Consider the following 20,750-nt stretch of genomic DNA (forward strand, 5'->3'; position numbering starts at 1 on the left):
TTAATTATTCTGTACATTTATGGTTTTTAAAGTACCAGCAAGTGCATTATAGTCGGCACTCTCACTGCTGGCGCATACTGAATAAAGATTATTATCCACAATCAGTGCAACACAGCTTTCATTTAGCAACGTACCATTTTGCTGATGACTGAAACGATAATTCATACGGTTTACAGTAGCAACACCTACTTTGATATTACTGATACTACTATTATGCTCGAGACTGTCAGCCAGATTTTTAAAATATTCATCTGGTTTAATTTTTAATGTACCTAAGTTATTTACTGCCAAAGTGATATTACTACTGTCATCATGCTGTAATAAAGTAAGATTATTTAATTCTGCCGGATCTACCCAGTCTGTTGCACTATCCAGTACATCAGCAAAATCTCCGTCTACTACTATACTGAGTTTACTGTCTTTACTGGTCAGAGTTTGAGTAGCAGAAGCAGCAGCAGGTTCATCAGCAGATGCAGCACTACTACTGGCAGTCTGAGTATCGCTTGCATCCATAGTTACAGAAGTATCCTGTTTTGTACAAGCAGATAAGCCCAATAAAAATAGTATTACACACAACCCTATACGAGATTTCAACATGATATATTTAAGCTTTCATGACAAGGCATAATAGTTACAAAGTATAACAAGAATTAGCGCCGAATGCAGCGAACAAAACAACACTCTTCTCAAGGGCTGATATGACTAATTCGTATTTTTTAAAGTAGCAATTAATTGAGTAAACTCCGAAACATCGTGAAAACTTTTATATACAGAAGCAAAGCGCACATAAGCAACTTCATCCAGCTTAGCCAGTAAACTCAAGACCATATCTCCAATCATCTGACTGGGAACTTCTTTAACCCCCATGTGATAAAGATTAGTTTCTATTTCTGCCACTGCATTTTCAATACTTTCCCGATCCATTGGCCGTTTATGTAATGCCCTGCTGATACTGGTATACAATTTAGCCGGATCAAACAAAACTTTTTCTCCGGTACGTTTGATAATCAATGGCATCCGCATTTCAACTACTTCGAACGTACTAAACCGACAATCACAAGCCAGACAGCGACGACGTCGGCGAATACTATTATTACCCTCGCTCAGACGTGTATCAATTACCTGTGTATTGTTATGCTGGCAAAAAGGACATTTCATATAAATACAAAATAAATATTAAACTGAATAGCTATTGTGGCAGGCAGTACCACTGCTGGCAAGCTTCTTTGTTCTGTAAATTCAAATGATTTAATCAATCATAGATAACTTATCCACCTGTACACAAAATTCAGCGCAAAACTTTAGGTAAAATATGGGGATAAGTACAATATAATATTGATTTATATTAATTATTTTTTATTGATTAAAAAATAGGCACATTATAATTATTAGATAATCCAATACTCTCAAAAAAAGAGAAATAGAAATTTACTATCAACAATTTAGTTAAACAAACAATTAATAAAAATAAATTTAATAATTATTCAAACCATTAATTTTAAATTTTCTGTATTAAGTATTAAATTTGGACAAATTTGTTTATAGCAAATCACTCAATTAAATATTTGCGCATCAGTAAACAGTTAACGGTAACGTCAAGATTGAGTGGCAATGCACATTCACCTAATGAAGTATAACCATTAATTTCATAAAATTTTACTGAATTAAGCGATGCATAGAGCTTCAGCATACCCAGCCCTGCACGACTGGCAACATCTTCAGCACGCTGCAACAAAGCAGTTCCCAAACCCTGATTATGTACGAAAGGATGGATATATAAAGCATCCAGTTGAGCTTCTACTAAATCCATCTGAAAAAAGCCTTGTATATGGCCTTTATAATCAACCACCCATAAAGCTTTATTAGCATCTGCCAACGTATGCAAATAGCTTTGTATATTTAATAATGACAACCATGCTTTCAATACTGTTTCATCATATTTACGTGCACAGGTATACTGAACAGCATAGCGATGAGCATTATAAATATCTTCACAGTCTTCCGGTCTCGCAGGACGTAAATAAGTAATAATACTCATATGATCTTTAACCAATATGACGATGCATCAATTTATCAAAATAAGGCAGAGATTTTATATCACCTAAACATATTTAAGCAAAACAACATCTTTTATTCAACACATGCTGGTGTTAGCATGTACAAATAAACCACACAAATATATGGAATAACATCATGAATCTAAAAACTATTTATCTAGCTGGCGGCTGCTTCTGGGGTATGGAAGGCTATTTTAAGCGTTTAAATGGTGTGATTGAAACCGAGGCCGGATATGCCAACGGTCATACTGATAATCCAAGCTATGAAGAAGTATGCAATCAAGACACAGGCCATGCTGAAACGATAAAGGTTAAATATGATGCAGATATCATCTCTTTAACCGATATCCTGCGGCATTTTTTCCGGATTGTAGACCCTACTACCCTAAATCGCCAGGCACACGATACAGGCACCCAGTACCGCAGCGGTATTTACTATACAGATCCAGCTGACCATGATGTTATTCAGGCAATGATTAAAGCTGAACAAGGGCGTTATACTGCACCTATTGTAGTAGAAAACTTGCCTTTACAACAATTTTTCCCTGCCGAAGAATATCATCAGGATTATCTGGACAAAAATCCACAAGGCTACTGTCATATTGATTTACGAAAAGCTCGAGAGCCTCTCCCTGAACTGCCTCCATCTCAGACTTCCACAACATTATATGATGCAAACGCTTTCCATAAACCTGATGCAGCCACTTTACACCAGCAACTGAGTGAAGAAGCTTATCAAATTACTCAGAATGCAGGCACTGAGCGCCCGTATAGTCATCCGTATGATGAACTGTTTGTCCCTGGCATTTATGTAGATATTGTCAGTGGAGAGCCACTTTTCAGCTCACGGGATAAATTTAATTCCGGTTGCGGCTGGCCGGCATTCAGTCAGCCAATACAATCCGAAGCAGTGAGTAAACATGAAGATAACAGTCATGGCATGCTGCGAACTGAAGTGCGTAGTCAGCATGCAGACTCACATTTAGGACATGTATTTAAAGATGGTCCGCAAGATCGTGGTGGATTACGTTATTGCATCAACGGAGCAAGTTTACGATTTATTCCCTATGAAGAGATGGATGCAGCCGGCTATGCTGCCTATAAAGACATGGTGAAGTAACTTCTTCAGCATCGGACAGGATATATAAACTATCTTTGCTGTCCGATGCTGTAGTTTCCAATAGTATGAATTACTATCAAAACATAATTAATAATTAAATATTTAAATAAAAATATAAAATTATCACAACAATTTATCCAGAGATACATTCATCAATCAATAATAAAAAATCACCTTAAAGCGCTCAAAGCGGTATCATATAAGCAACCAAATCATAACTTGTCAGGGACACCCCGTTATGCCATGGAATTTTCCGATATTGCTCACTTGGTTGCGTATCCTCATCATTCCAATATTTACATTATTATTTTATTTGCCAGCAGACTGGATTAGTGATCGCCAGATCATTAACTGGCTTGCAGCAGGCTTTTTTGCCGTAGCTGCTATAACTGACTGGTTTGATGGTTATCTGGCACGTCGTTGGAAACAAACATCTAATTTTGGTGCTTTTCTTGACCCGGTTGCAGATAAACTAATGGTAGCTGTTGCTCTGATATTACTTGTAGCAACTGGCCGCACCTATGCCATATTTGCCATGATTATCATCGGTCGTGAAATTACCATTTCTGCTTTACGAGAATGGATGGCTCAGCTTGGCAAACGAAATAGTGTTGCCGTAGCCAAATTGGGAAAATTTAAAACCGCAGCGCAAATGGCAGCTATTTTTCTTTTACTACTCACTTCCCCACCATTAGCAGAACCCAATTTGTTATGGATACTTGGAAATATTCTTATGCTTATAGCCTGTATCCTTACTATCTGGTCAATGCTGTATTATTTAAAGATGGCAACGAAAGAATTTAAATCCTAAAAAATCATAGTGAAAGCAAAAAATACTTCATCAGATGTATGAATAATCTTGACACATTTTTTTTCATCGATATAATGTTGCTTCTTCATTCAGTACGAATGAAAAACGCGGGAATAGCTCAGTTGGTAGAGCGCAACCTTGCCAAGGTTGAGGTCGCGAGTTCGAGACTCGTTTCCCGCTCCAAAAAACATGCTCACATGTATAAAGTGAATTTGCGGGAATAGCTCAGTTGGTAGAGCGCAACCTTGCCAAGGTTGAGGTCGCGAGTTCGAGACTCGTTTCCCGCTCCAAGTTTGATGTATTAGTTGCTCTACCCGATTGAGTAAATATATAAGGCGGGATGGCAGAGTGGTCATGCAGCGGACTGCAAATCCGTGTACGCCGGTTCGATTCCGACTCCCGCCTCCAGATTATATTAGAGTTTCATGGCGGGGTGGCAGAGTGACTATGCCACAGTGTGCAAAGCTGTGCAGGCCGGTTTAAATCCGTGCCCCCGCCTCCATACAGCACACAAATATGCACAAAAGTGCATTAAAAACTACCCGCCCGGGTGGTGAAATTGGTAGACACAACGGACTTAAAATCCGTCGGCTCTTAAAACGGCCGTGCCGGTTCGATTCCGGCTCCGGGCACCATTTATTGAATCCAGATACACTTAGATGTATCTGGATTCATTACATTTATATTTCAAGAAATACTCACTTGTATATTTTGCTTCTTCAACTGCTCTATGACATACAAAACATCAAATTGATACCTGAAATTCTATTAATGATTTTCTACCTCTTACATATATTCCTATACATAAAGAACATGCTCTAACATATTTTATAAAATTTAGAAAAGCAGTAATCAAACTATGCTTATTATTTTTAATAACCATGTATTTTAAAAAACATGAATTTAAAGCTGGGTGTGAAGCGTATAGAACGCTAAAACAGGCACTGAATTCGAAGTAGCTATACCTTAGGCATACGCAGCCAATAGCAAAACTGATAAAGAACTACGAAGATAGAAAGCCAGCAAATTTATCTAATTTATATTGGTAATAATAAAGTTGGCGAAATTCCAATGTTAAATAAATTTTTTATTCAATACTATTATAGTATAAAGCAAAATTTTTTATACAAATCTATATTCTCAATTATGATGAGCTATAAATTGAAATATAAATTAAGAACATAAAATAATTTCATTATTGCTTAATCCAATCATTATTACTCTATCTTTAGCAACAAATCTTTATTATTAAATTATAAACCCATTGCTTCCCGAATCATTCTTTTTTTGATCGAACCTGAATAATTCACCAGATTCAATCCCTGATTACGAATCCAGCCAATGGAAGGAAAATAGTCATTGGCAAATAATTTGAATAAACCATCACAACTATATTGCATCAGCCTTACTGCTAATAATCTTGATCGCTGATACTGCCTGAGAATAGACCATATACCCGAATCACTGGAATTTGTCAGTAAGTTACTGAGACATTGCACATCTGCAAAACCCAGATTTACGCCTTGTCCGGCCAATGGATGAATAGTATGAGCTGCATCCCCAATCAGAGCAATTCTTTGGCTGACAATTTTTTTAGGCTGTCGCATTATCAGGTCAAAGTTGAACACAGGAGTGGTTAGTGTTAGTTCACCTAACTTTTGATTACCTGCCAAAGCAACTTCCCGTGCAAAACTTTCTTTATCCAGCTTCGTCAGACTTTCTGGGTGAGATGTCGACCATACGATAGAAATCTGTTGCTGTGGTAAAGGTAAATAAGCAAGAATATCACTACCACGAAACCACTGATAAGCACATCCATTATGTGGTTTTTCCGTGTTGAAATTAGCAACAATACCTTGTTGCTGATATGGAGAAGCAGTTACTTCAATGCCAACCTGCTCACGCAACCAAGAATTAGCTCCATCCGCACCAACCACTAGCTGACTGCAATAAGTTTGACTATTTTCCAGAGTTATTTTTGCTGACCATACATCGGTAATCACCGATTGAGGACAACTACTGACTATTGCTACTCCCTCTTTCTCCAATGCTAGCCACAATTTTGCCAGTAAATAGCGGTTTTCAACCATAGAATTTAAACAAGGTACATTTACACTGGAGGCGTCAAAACTAATACATCCATTACCATCACCATAAACTTCCATATGGCTTACTTTTTGTACTCTTTCTTCCGGCCAAACGCCTAAACTATTTAAAAATTGCTGATTAATCGGACTAATGGCATAAATACGGGCATCCCAAGACTTAGAGAGACTGAACAAATCTGTTTGAGGTGGCCTTTTTTCAATGATAAGAATCTTTTTACCTTGTCGATGTAAAGCTAAAGCTAAAGTTGCACCAACCAACCCTCCCCCTAGAATAATGACATCAAAATCATATTGTGTGTTTATGCTCATTTTGCTTTCCATATCGTTTAAACAATAGTATTTATTCTAGATATCGGGATGCGAAGTTACTCCAAAAACCAGCTGTCTGGTAAACTTATGCTTCAAAGCAGGCACTGATCCCAAAATACTCATACCCATACTTTGTCCGTATGCCAGCCCGCTGTGAGCATGATCAAAAAGTTGTACCAGAATATGCGTAAAGCCTACAACTGCACGAGCATCATAAGCACGTAGTCGTACATATTTTCCGGCTAAAGAACTATCATTAAGAGAAATCTTATCTGTCTTACCAAATATTGCACTTAACATTTCGGCATCACGAACACCGAGATTCAATCCTTGTGCAGCAACCGGATGCATGGTTTGGGCAGCATTTCCAATACAAATTACTCTCTGACTATACACTTGGTTAAGCTGACGTAATTTCAACGGAAAAGTTGCCGGCGTTCCCATTTGCTCTAAATGACCTAATCGTTCTCCCATTACAGACTGTAACTGCTGATTAAATTCTTCTACATTCCACTGCTCTCGTTGCAGTGCTTCTTCATGAGTACATGTCCAGACCAGTCGAAAATCATTTCTATAAGGTAATAAAGCAAGTGGTCCATTTTCAGTAAAACGTTCATAGGCAATAGCATGATTGCCTGCCTCGAACTTTAGAGTATTAACTAAAGCCAGCTGCCGGTAATCATGAGTGTGTACTTTTATATTCGGCAAGCCGGCAGCCAGTTCACCTCCTTCTGCCAGAATCAGCCATTGTGCAGTTAAGTTATGCCTTCGTTGCTGATAAAAACACTGTGCTGAAGCCCAATGAGTTGTACTTTGTACCTGTTCAACAGTTGTTTGCCATTGCACAGGTACATTGTTTTTTTGTAATGCTTTTTCACAAGCCTGTAATAATCTGACGTAATCAATCGTCGCTCCAAGATAAGGTAATCCAATATCCTGAGCTGACATCAGTACACGACCAAAATGATGCTGCCGTGAAACATGTACCTGCCGGATAAAAGTCAAAATTTCATCAGGCAGATATACTCCGGCCTGCCGGAAAATCTGGATACTATGATATGACAAAGCAAGAGTACGCTGATCATTCAGATTACTGTCAGCAGCTCTGGCCTCCAGTAATAAAACCGATTGATTCTGCTGTTTTAACAACAAAGCAGTAAGCATGCCAACAGGGCCTGCACCGATAATAATAAACGGATAATGTGATAATTGCTGCATAAGCAGTACTCTTAATCAAGACAGTCAAATTCTAACGTAATTTATCCATATAGAAACATAAATCTTATTTACCTGTCAGATTAAATAAAATTCTGGCTAAATTAATATGTAATTCTTTTTTCAAGCACTAAAGTTCTACTCCACCTTCTTCAGCCTGATAATAAAATAAATATTACTCTTTTACTTAATAGTTTATAAATTGATAAAATTTATTTCGACAGACACAATTATTAGATCAAAAAATATGCAAAATAAAACACCATTATAAAAATGGTGCTTTATATGGTTTCAATGTTTCTGTTTATGCTTTTTTTCGCATCAACACACCACCAATCAGCATTGCCAGCAACTGTACACTAATTAGTACAACAGCAGTCATAAACCACCCTCCACTCTCAAAGGCATGACCACATAATAATGAGCCGGCAAAACCGCCTGCATAATAGCACATGTAATACAGACCGGAAGCCAGCGAACGGCCTTCAGTTACATTGGCAGAAATATAGGTAATAGTAGACGATTGTGTAATAAAAATACCGCTACTCATAATAGCCAGTGCGAGCACAATTACCCATAACGGATGCATCAGGGTTATCAGCACACCCAGAATGGATAAACTCATAGCTATTAATACAGTTAGATTGGTACCAAATTTGACAATTAACCGAGCAGATAATGGAGTAATAATCATACCAATCAGATATACGGCAAAAATATTAGCTAATTGTGAACTGCTTAGATTATATGGCGGCTGATCAAGATACAAATTGATATAGGTAAAACAACCAACCAGAGAAAACAGAACACAAAAACCCAATGCACAAGCTGCAAGAATATACCGGTTATGTAAATGATGCCATAAGGTTATTAATGCTGTTGAAATCTGTGGTTTAGCTTCGAATTTTTGCGATGCAGGAAGATTTTTCCATATTAAAACCGCTCCAGATATACTGATAATACCCATTATTAAGAAAGCATGACGCCAGCCCATAAAGTCTGTGAGGTATCCCATTAGAAACCGGCCAAGGAAACCACCCAATACCGTACCGGAAACATAAAAACTCATCAGTTTGATACGTGTATTACCAGAAAATTCTTCACCTAAATAAGCCAGTAAAACGACAGTTATGCCGGGTACTGCAACACCCTGAGCAAAGCGCAACCACCATAGCCAATTGATACTATGCACAAAAGACAATGCTAAAGTAGGAATAGCAATAAAAAAACTGAACCTACGATAAAAGCTTTGCGTCCGAAAGCATCTGAAATCATTCCTAAAAACGGAGACGTTAATGCGACAGCCAAAATTGTCGCTCCTACAGTTGAACCTATTGCGGCAGCACTGGCATGGAACTCCTGCATCAATACAGGTAATACTGACTGGATAGCGTAAACCTGAATAAAAGCCAGAGCACCGGTAATCAGCACAGTGATAATCAAAGCCAGATTCAGTTTTGGAGTGATTGAAGGTGTAAGTGATTTACTCATTATAATGCAAACTATTTATTGGAATTATCTGAATAACATATAATAGTTAATCTGGTTATTTCAAATAAGGGTTAAACAAAATATTTTAAAATTTGTTATATTATGTATTTTATTTATTATACCTCTCAATGTAATTATAGTTTTTCAGATTTGCAGTAATTTAAACTTCTGGATAATATCACTTTATTCATTATATAGTTATTATTAATTATTAACTTATTAAAAATAAACCGTTAATAAATTGAGTATATAAACCTACAAAAAAATGAATAAATATCACCTATAGATAAAATAGTTATATTAATCAATAGTTTAAACAATATCATTTTAATTATTGCATTTAATGGTTATTATCCGTGTAAACTTCAATTAGCAATAATATATAGATATTACAACTTTAAACTGAATAATATATTTCGAGAAAATAGAATAGTATCAACATTTTTTATAGTAATAAGGGGATTAGATATTTAAAAAGCATTTGGAATAACTAGTATTAATTTTAAATTAATGTCAAAATAACCTAGATTTGTGTAATTAAGTGCAATTTTATAAATTGTATAAACTTTAACTTTAATTTTAATTTATTATCGCCGCCTGTTTCATCGCTGCGACAATAATCCTCAGGATCTTTGTATCATGGCAATAAGTTTTTTAGATAAAACCGACCTGAAAATCCTGCAAGTTTTACAAGATAATGGTCGTCTTACTAATGTTGAGCTATCCGAGCGAGTAGCTTTATCACCATCGCCATGTCTGCGCAGGTTAAAGCAGCTTGAAGAATCGGGGATTATTCGCCGTTATGCAGCTCTTCTGGACCCTTATCATGTAGAACTGGGTTTGCAGGCATTTATTCGGGTTAGAGTTAATAAAAGTAAACAGTCCCGTGATGAGTTTACTCTTGCTGTTCAAAGCTGGCCTCAGGTGCTTAATTGTTTTGCACTCACTGGTGAATCTGATTATATTCTTCAGGCTTTTTTCTCAGATATGAATGCTTTTTCACACTTCGTACTGGAAACTTTACTGGCAACTCCAGGAGTGGAAGATGCCAAATCCAGCTTTGTACTGAAAGAGATTAAAACAACTACTTCATTACCTCTGGAACATTTAAATGTAGGCTAAAAAACTCATAAATAGCCAAAATTAGTTTTAATAAGCTGATAGTAAAGAATGTTTTAATTGTTTAAGAATTCATGCTACGCTTGAGCGTCTGTTATCTATATTGATAAATACTTATGTCTGTCATTTATAATCAGGATGAAGAAATTATTGCTATTTGTCGCCACTGGCTGGAACAGGCAGTAATCGGACTTAATCTTTGCCCTTTTGCCAGAAAACCCTACAATTTAAAAAGATTGCGGTTTAGCATAAGCCATGCCAGACATCTTGATGCATTTCTGGAATTCATAGAGCAAGAAATTCAGCTGCTGTTACAAACGCCGGCACACGAAACAGAAACCACTTTAATTATCGAACCTTCATTATTTACAGATTTTGAGACGTTTCTGGATGCTGTGACTTTAGCAGAAGATGTACTTCAGGAGATTGGAGCAAATGGCATCATACAAATAGCTCCTTTTCATCCTGAATTTCAGTTTGCTGATGAATCTAAGGATGATATCAGTAACTATACTAATCGCAGCCCCTATCCTATTTTACACTTGATACGTGAAAGTAGTATTGATCAAGCAATTGCGGCATTTCCTGATGCTGCAACTATATATGAACGTAACAAAGCATTGTTACGGGAAATGGGAATGGAAGGCTGGACAAAATTAGCAATCAAATACCCGTTGCAAAAATCAAAATAGATTAATCTTAAACTTCATATCAAACTGTAAAATTCGAATCGTTCCTCTGAACTATCATGCTAAATCTTTTATTAATAGTTCACTTTTTATCGAGTTTACTTTTTTAACACCAGACGAAATTATTGTTAAAATCTCTATTTGCTTAAATAGTAAACTATCAAGAATGACGCCAGTTAACCCTTTTGTTGTACCGTTTGCCTTTTCTTTATTAAAGCAAAGCAATCGAATACTGCAATTAATACTTTTATTTATCTTTAGTTTATTACCATTTCCTGTACTGGCTGCCGGCTTACCTGGTCATGAATTGAGTTTATGGTGGTGCTTTCCTTTTATCGGTTTGCTTTTATCTATAGCTTTGTGTCCGATATTGATACCTAAAAAATGGCATAGTCATAGTGGAAAAATTATCGGTGTATGGTGTGCTGCATTTCTGATACCTCTGAGCTGCTACTATAACGTTTCAGCTGGTTTATCTATTACCATACATGCATTGTTACAGGAATATATTCCATTTATGCTTTTACTACTGGCTTTATATACACTTTCCGGTGGTATTCTTATTCAGCATAATGGTAATGGTAGTGTAAAACTCAATGTACTGATTCTGGCAGCAGGTACACTTCTGGCCGGAATCATGGGCACAACTGGTGCTGCCATGCTATTTATCCGCCCTTTATTGCGGGCCAATGCACAGCGACGCTATCGAACTCATCTTGTGGTATTTTTTATTTTTCTAGTGGCCAATATCGGTGGCGGATTAACCCCGCTTGGAGACCCGCCATTATTTCTGGGTTTTCTAAAAGGTGTTGGTTTTCAGTGGACATTCGTTCACATGCTTTTACCCGTAATTATTAATACTCTGATTTTAATATTTATTTTCTTTTGTATTGATTACTATTTATGGCAACGTGAAATTATTACCAATGATAAAGTTCAGAACAGTATTTCTTCATGGTCTATGCAGGGTAAAGCCAACTTATTGTTATTATTTGCAGTTACTGGAGTAATATTGATTTCCGGATTATGTAAAAATTTACCGGTATGGAATATTTACGGAATTGAAACCAGTTTAGTTGCATGGATACGTGATGGTTTACTGCTCATCATTACTTTATGCTCGCTAAAATTAACACCAACGAAATTACGCAGACAAAATGACTTTAACTGGGCACCAATGATTGAAGTAGGTAAATTATTTATCGGAATTTTCATAACTATTGCTCCTGTAATGGCTATATTACAACTCGGAGAGTCAGGAAGTTTCGGAATACTGATAAATTTAATTGAGCAAAATGGAGAACCAGTAAACACTCTCTATTTCTGGCTATGTGGTTTATTATCTGGCTTCCTGGATAATGCGCCTACCTATCTGGTGTTTTACAATCTTGCTGGAGGTGATGCTGCTTTACTAATGCAACATTTACCTTCTACATTAATGGCGGTTTCTATGGGTTCAGTATTCATGGGGGCGCTCAGTTATATTGGTAATGCTCCTAATCTCATGGTTAAATCTATTGCCGAGCAACACCGAATTACTATGCCAAGCTTTTTTGGCTACATGGGTTGGTCTGTTACTCTGCTTATTCCGGTTTTTTTACTGGATACTTTATTGTTTTTTTAACTTATCGGAATAGCCGGCCATTAAGGTTTATTTAGTTATGCAATTATTGAAATACCTGCAAGCACAAGGTTTGGGCAGTCGCAAGCAATGTCAGGCATTAATTGACGACGATGCTGTACGAATTAATGATACGCTCTGCAATCATGCTCAAATGGATATCGACCCGAAAGCGGTAAGCAGTTTATATATTGATGACGTGAGTCTGATTCCAGTACCTCTTCCTTATTTTTATATTCTGCTCAATAAACCCGCTGATTATGAAACTTCGCATAAACCACAATTTTATCCGAGTGTTTTTAGTTTATTACCAGAGCCATTGCGTCATCTGGACATGCAGGCTGTAGGCAGGTTAGATGCAGATACAACCGGCGTATTAATCCTGACTAACGATGGTCAGTTTAATCACCGTTGCACGTCACCAAAACATAAACTTCCAAAAATTTATCGTGTTAGTTTGAAGCATGCTGCAGACGAAAAACTATGTATTATTTTAAAAAACGGGGTCTTGTTACACGATGATAACGAAACGGTAACTGCACAGGCCGCTGAGTTAATTGATCCGCATACCTTACAGCTTACCATTACTTCAGGTAAATACCACCAGGTAAAACGGATGATAGCTGCAGCCGGCAATCGTGTTACTGCCTTGCATCGCAGCGCTTTCGGACTATGGCAGACTGAAGATTTACCTGCTGGCGGATGGCGTTTTTTTCAACCTGAGTCCGGCTTAATATAACATGCTTAATACAGATATTATTTTCCAACTAATCAATATTATCGGAACAGTCGCTTTTGCCGTATCAGGTTATCTGGTTGGTTTTCGCAAAAGACTTGATATTCTTGGGGTGGTCATTGTAGCTTTACTTACTGCCGTAGGCGGCGGCATGATGCGTGATGCATTGGTCGGTCACATTCCTATGATTTTTAAAAGTAATACAGCATTGTGGACTATTTTTATTACATTAGTAATATCATGGGTGTGCCATTTACAATATCATCGTCATCGTGTACTTGCGGTATGGTTTGTTGTTGCAGATGCTCTTGGGCTGGCAGCATTCAGTCTGACTGGTGCACAAGTTGGTCTGGATCTTGAATTAAACTGGTTTGGTGTAATTACACTGGCATTTGTAACAGCTGTAGGCGGTGGGATACTGCGCGACATACTGGTAAACGAAGTACCCATTATTTTACGTAGTGATATTTACGGTACCATTGCTATTTTACTTGGCTTACTTCTGTGCCTGCTGGATCTCTGGAAAATGGTTACACCATTAAGTATTAATTTGCTGTTTATTGGTGGTGTACTCAGCCGTTTACTCGCTTATCATTACAACATTACCCTGCCGGGATTTCAAAAGAAGAAAAATTACAAAATATAACAAAACTACAAGAACTTTCGCTGCAAAAAACAGTCTAAGTCATTAAGATGATGTTCATACGCAGCTACAAGCGTATAAACTAAAGATTTAAAATGGTTTTTCAGTATTCTCTTGTCGAAACATTATTTTGGCCCTCTGCTGCTTCTCCCCTTGGCACAGAGGGTTCTTTTTATCTGCAATTTTTATCAGTCATTTCTACCGATAGAAGAAGCTATTTTGTATTTTGATAAATACAAACAAAATATTAGTTCTGATAAATTATCACTATTTTATTAATCTTCTTCTGAACTCATACTATGATTTAATGATAAATATTTTGATAACCCAATATGACTATCATTCTTTCATGCGCTACAATGCTGTCTTTTATTTGCAAAAGCAACCATAAAACCGTAAAAGAGATTAAATAATAACTATTTCTTTGCTTGAAATCTTATTTTTCAGCGCTATGTACGGTAAAGTTAGTTTTAATATTATAGATAAGAAAGTATCCAAGTGATGGAAAATAGAAAATTACGTTATATTGCTTCTGCAGTTATTCTCAGCCTGACACTGAGTCCCCTGGCTGAAGCCAAACGAGTTGGCGGTGGCGGTAACCGTGGAATGTCCCGCTCAAGTTACTCCAGCTCTTATTCTGGCTCATCCTACCAATCCAATCGCGGCAGCTATGCTAACTCTTCTTCCAGCCGACTTGGCGGTGGCAATAATGCAGGTATGTCACGTTCTTACTCTAACTCCGGACGTAACGATTATCGCTCTGATAATCAGAACAATTATTCTGGTCAGACACAGCCGCGCGGTAGCAATACCGGTCGGGTAATTGGTGCGGGTGTAGCTGGTGCCGCTATTGGGGCACTTGCAGGTCATGCAATGGCTAATCATAACCAGCAACAAACCAATGCACCTGTGACAAATCCTGATGGTAATTATAGTGAGAATGCTACTGATAGTAATAATGCAGCCGCTACTCAATCTACCAATTCTGATCAGCCACAGGTACAGCAACAATCACTACCGGAACCTAAAAGTGGCTTTAGCTGGTTATGGTTACTTATTATTGTATTTGGTGGTGTTTATCTTTACCGTCGTTTTGCCGCTAAAAGGAATAATCAGTCAAATATACCTTATGCCGGAAATACCAAGCCTAATAATTTCACTTCATTAAACAATAATAGCAACAGTAGTAGTACCAATATTTTCGGACAAAATATTGGAAGCAATAATAATTTAATGACAAACAATTTATCTGGCATGGCAGACGGAAGTAATCCAGACGCATTTCTGCGTTTCGCACGTCAGCGTTTTAATCATGTTCAGTCAATGAACAATGCCTCAAATCTGGAAGAAATCCGCCGTTACTTTACTTCAGATATGTTCGCAGATATCCGTAATGATATTATAAATAATCATGAAACTGCTGAATTCAGTAATCTTAATGCCGAACTGGTAGATAGCACTCAGGAAAATGGTCAGTATATTGCCAGTGTACGTTTTAGTGGTTTAGTGAGTGAAGAGCTGGGTAGTGCACAGCAACCATTCAGTGAAGTATGGCATTTTGTTAAACCTATGGGTAGTCAGCAGGATTGGCTGATTGCCGGTATACAACAGGATTAATTCTCACTTGCATATATTTAACTAGCAATTATATTTAAATATTAAAAAGCACTGAAATATCAGTGCTTTTTTTCAATCAGAACATTTTACGAATATTAATTCCGGTACTGAAAGTACGTTTAGGTGATGGTTCAAAATATCGCTCATTACTATCATTGACTATCACAGATCCAGCATAACGGCGATTAAATATATTATCTATACGTGCATAGCTGCTTACTGTCCAGCCACGATGAACCCATTCATAACCGATATTCGCTGAAGCAAGAGCATAAGCAGGTTCATAATCACTGTTACTGTCATTAACATATATTTTATCCATATAACGGATATCCATCCCCCCCTGCCATCCTTGCTTAGGTTGCCATTGAAATCCTAAATAAAACTGGTTTTGAGCAACTCCCGGAATTTTATTACCTTTGCTAACAGCGGCTGCTTTACCTTGTGCTGCTATTTCACTATCAAACTTCGCATCCACATAGGAATAACTCGCCTGAACTTGTAAATCCTGCCACAACTTCTTTTGCCAAGCTAATTCACTACCATATCTTTTCGTCCGGTCAGCATTACGAAACGTACTTCTGCCGCCAGATGAAACCGCAGAAACAATATCATTGTGAGTTTCAGTATGAAAAATTGTAGCTGTCAGTTGGCCCCACGGCTGTTCAAATTTTAGTCCTGCTTCAACTGTATCATTGCTAGAAGGCTTAAGATTACGATTAAAACCAGCCTGTCCATCCGGTCTGTATGCCATTTCAGTAAATGTCGGTGTTTCAAAACCTTTACCATAAGCAACATAGGCAGCTGCCTGATTACTAAAGTTCCAGCCTAGTGAAATACCGGGCAACAGTTTATGGTATCGCATACTACTACTATCATCACCATTAGCCAGATAATGATCACGTGTTCTGAAATGCACATTGCTATAGCGTAACCCGCCATCCAAATGCCATTCAGGTAAAAATTTCCATGAAAACTGAATATAAGGATCTAAATTCCATAAGGTATTATCCTCATCACGGCGTAATTTTCCTTTAATCCCTAAATGCGCACCACTAAAATTATTATAACCCTGCCGATCCTCATTTTCCTTATCAAACGCCACACCTCCAATCAAAGTTAGATTAGGTATTGTATTTGTATTCAGCCAGCGAATATCGGTTCCATAATAATGACGGGTAAAATCGATAACACCTCCGGCATGTTTAGGAGCTGTCTGAGCTTTAGCCGGAATTGACTGGTACTGCACAACGTGACGCCTGCCAGCATACGCCATAGCATATAAACTGTTATGCTCATTGATTGATTTATCCCACGTCAGACCGGTCTGACTCTGATCAATTTCTTTACGCATATTATAATCTCTGACATTCTGAGCTACCTGACGCGGATTTTCTTGCCACTGTTTACGTGTCAGTCCTCCGGGATCAGCAGCACGGATACGAACCTGATTAAGTACCCAATTCAATGTACTGCCATCATTTAAATCCCAAGTAAATTTTGCGTTATTGAGGACTTTTCTTGCGTCGCTATGTTCCCTGTAACCATTGGTATCAAAGTAATTTGAACTTATATTATATGCAGGTAAACTCGCCGCTTTACTTCCGCCTTGTAACTGAAATGAAGTTTGCTGCTTAGCAAAACGCGCCGTGTTAAAACCAACACTGACACTTGGATTACCTGTTCCCTCACGGGTTGTCGCGAGAATAGTTCCTCCAGAAGAGTTACCATATAAAGAAGAAAAAGGTCCGCCAAGTACCTCAATTTTCTCCAGAGAATTTAAATCAATATTGGATGTCTGCCCCTGTCCATCAGGCATAGAAGACGGAATTCCATCAACATAAATCCTGATTCCGCGAACACCGAATGTCGAACGGGCACCAAAACCTCTCATGGATATTTGCATATCCTGAGCATAATTTTCTCTTTCGAGAGCTTGTAAACCCGGAATAGCTTTCAAAGCGTCAGAGATATTAGTTTTAGGCGTATTTTTGAGTGTATTTGCATTTATAGTATAAACAGAAGCTGTAGTATTTAGCCATTTTGAATTAGTGCGTAAAGCAGTAACTTCGATATCCGGCAAATCTGCTTCATCTTTTTTATCATTGGCATAAGCCATAAATGGCAGCGCTGTCAGTGACAGAACTAATATTTTCAGATGTGTATGTATCATAACTACTATTCTTAAAATTAAAAATATTAATATAAAATTATTATAAAATTAACCAATCATGACAGATAACATTTATGAATATTTACTGTCAATAAACTATTAAATATATGGCTTGTAGATTAATTTATATTTTCCTAAACATAATATTATCTTATTAATATTTTAAAACATCACATTCTGAAAATACTTTTTTCAACGCTGATAGAAAAATAATCAGGTAAAAAAACTGCCGGTTTTCAGCCGGCAGCTTTTTCATTATTGAAATTTATAACAATGGACCAACCAAACGCACTGTATTCTCCACCAGCCCCCACCACTTTGAACGAGCCTGCCATGTTTTCAGTTCGATATATTCACAAGCTTTCAAATAAGTGCTCTGTAACGCCACTACTGTTTCAGTCATACTTTCATCATAAATAGCCAGACTAATTTCCATATTGAGATAAAAACTCCGCATATCCATATTTACAGTGCCAAACAAAGTGTAATCACTATCTACAGTTAAAGTTTTAGCATGTAACAGCCCACCCTTAAACAAAGCAATTTTCACCCCAGCCTGTAATAGTCTTGGATAATATGCACGTGAAGCATATTTCACCAGCATTGAATCCACTGCTTCCGGTACTATCAGAGTTACATCCACTCCCCTGGTAGCAGCCGTAGTTAAAGCCAGCAGCAAAGCATCATCCGGAACAAAATAAGGCGTCGTAATAATAATACGTCGTGTAGCGGCGTGGATTGCATTAACAATAGTATCGTAAATAACCGGACTGCCTTGCTCAGGTGCTGAAGGAATCACTTGTACCACTACACCACTTTGTTCCTGTTGTGCAACTTGCAGATTATGCATGAGCGCCTGTTTACCGTAACTGTCTACCCATTGCTGTACCTGCATTAAATTAGATTCAGTTTCTACTGCCATATCACCGGCAAATACTGCTGCCAGAGGTTGTACCAGACTTCCTTCACAACGCATCATCACATCAACCCATTGTCCGACACCGGCATTTTTTTTGAAAAAACGCGGGTCGACCAGATTAAAGCTGCCGGTATAGCCAATTTTCTGATCTATAACCGCAATTTTACGATGGTTACGCAAATCTGCACGTACAAGAAAAGTGCGCCATAATTGAACGGGTAAAGCTTCAGTCAATGTAATACCCGCATTGCGTAAACGCTGAGGCCAGTCACTACGCCAGAATTTTACACTACCAATACTGTCAACCAGCATACTGGTAACCACACCTCGTTGTGCTGCTGCAATAGCATCATTCAGCAGTTCAATAATTTCTCCCTGCGGATCAACAATATAAAAAGCCAGTAAACAGCTTGTTTTCGCATGCTGAATATCATACCGAATGGCAGCAATGATTTCTTCATCATTGGTAAGAAGTTTTAAGTGATTGTATTCGGTAGCCTCAAATCCGGTTTTATCGGCTGCAATCAAACTGATACCATGATAACGTTCATTCAGACCACTACAAGCATGCTGATTGAAATTATGCAGATATTTATTACTGAATCCCTGATAAAATTTCACCAGTTCATTCTGACGACGTAGCCGGCGTGAACCCAGCCTGGGTTCACCAATTAACAAGTAGCCTACAGCCCCGACTAAAGGAAAAGCCATTAACATCAGAATCCAAGCAACGGAAACTCCTGTATTACGCTGATGGTATAACACCCTCACTACCAGAACAGTAACCACAATCACATGTAATACAACAAGAATTTCAGCCCAGGGTATATCATGTAACATATAAGTAAACCAATTATTTAATGTCTAGAATATAGTAGATTATAAATGGATAAATAATCTATATAATGAATTGAGATAAATATCAGATAAAAAATTCTGGCAGGTACAGAAAACTAAGTCTGTGACTGCCAGAAATAGCAAGTAATTATTCACATCAATTATTTGTTTCAGAATTGATTGATATTCTCTGAAATACAAATAATTAATTCTGATGATATTCTGCAGAAATGCGATGTACCGCATCTACTGCACATTTCACCATTTCCGGATTAGTATATTGATTGATACCATGACCCAGATTAAATACATGTCCGCTACCAGCTCCGTAAGCAGCAAGTAAACGCTTAACTTCGTCTGTAATACTTTCTGAATCACCAAATAGAGCCAGCGGGTCAAGATTTCCCTGTAATGCCACCTGCTGTCCGACCAACTGACGTGCCTGCTGTAAATTGACAGTCCAGTCCACGCCTAACGCATCAGCACCCAGTGCAGCTAATTGTTCCAGCCACTGGCCACCGCCCTTAGTAAATATAATGACTGGTACCCGACGACCATCTGCTTCACGCTGTAAGCCTGAAATGACCTGTTGCAGATAGCGTAAATCAAACTCCTGAAAAGCTTTATCGCTGAGAATTCCGCCCCATGTATCAAAAATCTGTACGGCCTGTGCACCTGCAGCTATCTGTTCATTCAAATAAGCAGTTACAGTCTGCGCATTAATATCCAGTATCCGGTGTAACAATTGCGGTCGCTGATAAAGCATGGTTTTCAATAAACGAAAATCCCGACTGCCTTCTCCTTCAACCATATAACAGGCTAGTGTAAACGGACTGCCAGAAAAACCAATTAACGGTACACGACCGTTCAAAGCATTACGTATACTATGAACAGCATCGAACACATAGCGCAAACGGTTCATATCAGGAACCTGTAAACGTGTCACATCGTTTTCATGCTGCAACGGATGAGTAAATTTAGGTCCTTCACCTTCGACAAAATGCAAACCGAGCCCCATTGCATCCGGTACAGTGAGAATATCGGAAAACAAGATAGCCGCATCCAGTGCAAAACGCTCCAATGGCTGAAGAGTCACCTCTGTAGCCAGCTCTGGATTATGACAAAGTTCAAGAAAACTGCCGGCTTTCGCTCTTGTTTCTCTGTACTCCGGTAAATAGCGTCCAGCCTGTCTCATTAACCATACCGGCGTATATTCAACCGGCTGCTTTAGTAAAGCACGTAAAAAAGTATCGTTATGTAAAACTGCCATAATTAACCTCAGGCA

17 protein-coding genes, 5 tRNA genes and 1 pseudogene are annotated in these 20,750 nt (G+C 37.9%); 13 read left to right on the plus strand and 10 right to left on the minus strand.

Features of this window, described 5'->3' with window-relative positions:
* The 3 genes from GYY70_RS07600 to GYY70_RS07610 form a co-directional block, all read right to left on the minus strand.
* Positions 1 to 597 (minus strand): cytochrome C, encoded by a 597-nt coding sequence (locus GYY70_RS07600; RefSeq protein WP_143555239.1) that lies wholly within the window; start codon positions 595 to 597, stop codon positions 1 to 3.
* A 105-nt stretch (positions 598 to 702) separates the two neighbouring features.
* The gene (gene nrdR / locus GYY70_RS07605; protein ID WP_025331013.1) at positions 703 to 1,158 is read right to left on the minus strand and encodes a transcriptional regulator NrdR; all 456 of its coding nucleotides are present in this window, start codon (positions 1,156 to 1,158) and stop codon (positions 703 to 705) included.
* A 391-nt stretch (positions 1,159 to 1,549) separates the two neighbouring features.
* Positions 1,550 to 2,038: a GNAT family N-acetyltransferase gene (locus tag GYY70_RS07610; RefSeq protein ID WP_037394376.1), complete on the minus strand. Its 489-nt coding sequence runs from the start codon at positions 2,036 to 2,038 to the stop codon at positions 1,550 to 1,552.
* A 146-nt stretch (positions 2,039 to 2,184) separates the two neighbouring features.
* On the opposite strand from GYY70_RS07610, the pseudogene msrAB reads away from it, so the two are divergent.
* From msrAB to GYY70_RS07645, 7 genes and pseudogenes are all read left to right on the plus strand, one after another.
* Positions 2,185 to 3,177: pseudogene (gene msrAB, locus GYY70_RS07615) on the plus strand (bifunctional peptide-methionine (S)-S-oxide reductase MsrA/peptide-methionine (R)-S-oxide reductase MsrB); the annotation flags it as partial.
* A 238-nt stretch (positions 3,178 to 3,415) separates the two neighbouring features.
* Positions 3,416 to 3,988, plus strand: a complete 573-nt coding sequence (gene pgsA, locus GYY70_RS07620; protein WP_041879843.1) for a CDP-diacylglycerol--glycerol-3-phosphate 3-phosphatidyltransferase — start codon at positions 3,416 to 3,418, stop codon at positions 3,986 to 3,988.
* A gap of 107 nt (positions 3,989 to 4,095) precedes the next feature.
* Positions 4,096 to 4,171 (plus strand) — tRNA-Gly (locus GYY70_RS07625).
* Between the two features lie 31 nt (positions 4,172 to 4,202).
* A tRNA-Gly gene (locus GYY70_RS07630) sits at positions 4,203 to 4,278 on the plus strand.
* A 44-nt stretch (positions 4,279 to 4,322) separates the two neighbouring features.
* Positions 4,323 to 4,396, plus strand: a tRNA-Cys gene (locus tag GYY70_RS07635).
* Between the two features lie 19 nt (positions 4,397 to 4,415).
* Positions 4,416 to 4,490, plus strand: a tRNA-Cys gene (locus tag GYY70_RS07640).
* 42 nt (positions 4,491 to 4,532) lie between these two features.
* Positions 4,533 to 4,623: transfer RNA gene (locus GYY70_RS07645), tRNA-Leu, on the plus strand.
* A gap of 618 nt (positions 4,624 to 5,241) precedes the next feature.
* Here the strand turns inward: GYY70_RS07645 and GYY70_RS07650 are convergent.
* The 4 genes from GYY70_RS07650 to GYY70_RS12135 form a co-directional block, all read right to left on the minus strand.
* Complete coding sequence (locus GYY70_RS07650; RefSeq protein ID WP_174831957.1) at positions 5,242 to 6,405, minus strand: FAD-dependent monooxygenase; 1,164 nt, start codon at positions 6,403 to 6,405, stop codon at positions 5,242 to 5,244.
* Between the two features lie 36 nt (positions 6,406 to 6,441).
* Positions 6,442 to 7,623 (minus strand): FAD-dependent monooxygenase, encoded by a 1,182-nt coding sequence (locus GYY70_RS07655; protein ID WP_174831958.1) that lies wholly within the window; start codon positions 7,621 to 7,623, stop codon positions 6,442 to 6,444.
* A gap of 301 nt (positions 7,624 to 7,924) precedes the next feature.
* Positions 7,925 to 8,812, minus strand: a complete 888-nt coding sequence (locus GYY70_RS07660) for an MFS transporter (RefSeq protein WP_370521160.1) — start codon at positions 8,810 to 8,812, stop codon at positions 7,925 to 7,927.
* An 11-nt stretch (positions 8,813 to 8,823) separates the two neighbouring features.
* Positions 8,824 to 9,111, minus strand: coding sequence for an MFS transporter (locus tag GYY70_RS12135; protein WP_238791880.1), 288 nt, complete (start codon positions 9,109 to 9,111; stop codon positions 8,824 to 8,826).
* 639 nt (positions 9,112 to 9,750) lie between these two features.
* On the opposite strand from GYY70_RS12135, the gene GYY70_RS07665 reads away from it, so the two are divergent.
* The 6 genes from GYY70_RS07665 to GYY70_RS07690 all read left to right on the plus strand — a co-directional run bounded on the left by GYY70_RS07665 (position 9,751) and on the right by GYY70_RS07690 (position 15,536).
* Positions 9,751 to 10,233, plus strand: a complete 483-nt coding sequence (locus GYY70_RS07665) for an Lrp/AsnC family transcriptional regulator (protein WP_025331019.1) — start codon at positions 9,751 to 9,753, stop codon at positions 10,231 to 10,233.
* A 113-nt stretch (positions 10,234 to 10,346) separates the two neighbouring features.
* Positions 10,347 to 10,922, plus strand: a complete 576-nt coding sequence (locus GYY70_RS07670) for a DUF1415 domain-containing protein (RefSeq protein WP_174831959.1) — start codon at positions 10,347 to 10,349, stop codon at positions 10,920 to 10,922.
* Positions 10,923 to 11,085: 163 nt separating this feature from the next.
* Positions 11,086 to 12,543, plus strand: coding sequence for a sodium:proton antiporter (locus tag GYY70_RS07675; RefSeq protein WP_174831960.1), 1,458 nt, complete (start codon positions 11,086 to 11,088; stop codon positions 12,541 to 12,543).
* Positions 12,544 to 12,580: 37 nt separating this feature from the next.
* Positions 12,581 to 13,279, plus strand: coding sequence for a 16S rRNA pseudouridine(516) synthase (locus GYY70_RS07680; protein WP_174831961.1), 699 nt, complete (start codon positions 12,581 to 12,583; stop codon positions 13,277 to 13,279).
* Position 13,280: 1 nt separating this feature from the next.
* The gene (locus GYY70_RS07685; protein ID WP_174831962.1) at positions 13,281 to 13,922 is read left to right on the plus strand and encodes a trimeric intracellular cation channel family protein; all 642 of its coding nucleotides are present in this window, start codon (positions 13,281 to 13,283) and stop codon (positions 13,920 to 13,922) included.
* Between the two features lie 498 nt (positions 13,923 to 14,420).
* Positions 14,421 to 15,536 (plus strand): Tim44 domain-containing protein, encoded by a 1,116-nt coding sequence (locus GYY70_RS07690; RefSeq protein WP_174831963.1) that lies wholly within the window; start codon positions 14,421 to 14,423, stop codon positions 15,534 to 15,536.
* A 76-nt stretch (positions 15,537 to 15,612) separates the two neighbouring features.
* On the opposite strand, the gene GYY70_RS07695 is transcribed toward GYY70_RS07690, so the two are convergent.
* From GYY70_RS07695 to hemE, 3 genes are all read right to left on the minus strand, one after another.
* Complete coding sequence (locus GYY70_RS07695; RefSeq protein ID WP_202984457.1) at positions 15,613 to 17,709, minus strand: TonB-dependent receptor; 2,097 nt, start codon at positions 17,707 to 17,709, stop codon at positions 15,613 to 15,615.
* 265 nt (positions 17,710 to 17,974) lie between these two features.
* On the minus strand, positions 17,975 to 19,468 hold the full coding sequence (gene cls, locus GYY70_RS07700) for a cardiolipin synthase (protein WP_084547349.1): 1,494 nt from the start codon (positions 19,466 to 19,468) through the stop codon (positions 17,975 to 17,977).
* Positions 19,469 to 19,670: 202 nt separating this feature from the next.
* The gene (hemE, locus tag GYY70_RS07705) at positions 19,671 to 20,735 is read right to left on the minus strand and encodes a uroporphyrinogen decarboxylase (protein ID WP_174831964.1); all 1,065 of its coding nucleotides are present in this window, start codon (positions 20,733 to 20,735) and stop codon (positions 19,671 to 19,673) included.
* Positions 20,736 to 20,750 lie beyond the last annotated feature (15 nt).

The organism is Snodgrassella sp. ESL0324, from assembly GCF_013344955.1.
Lineage (GTDB): Bacteria > Pseudomonadota > Gammaproteobacteria > Burkholderiales > Neisseriaceae > Snodgrassella > Snodgrassella alvi.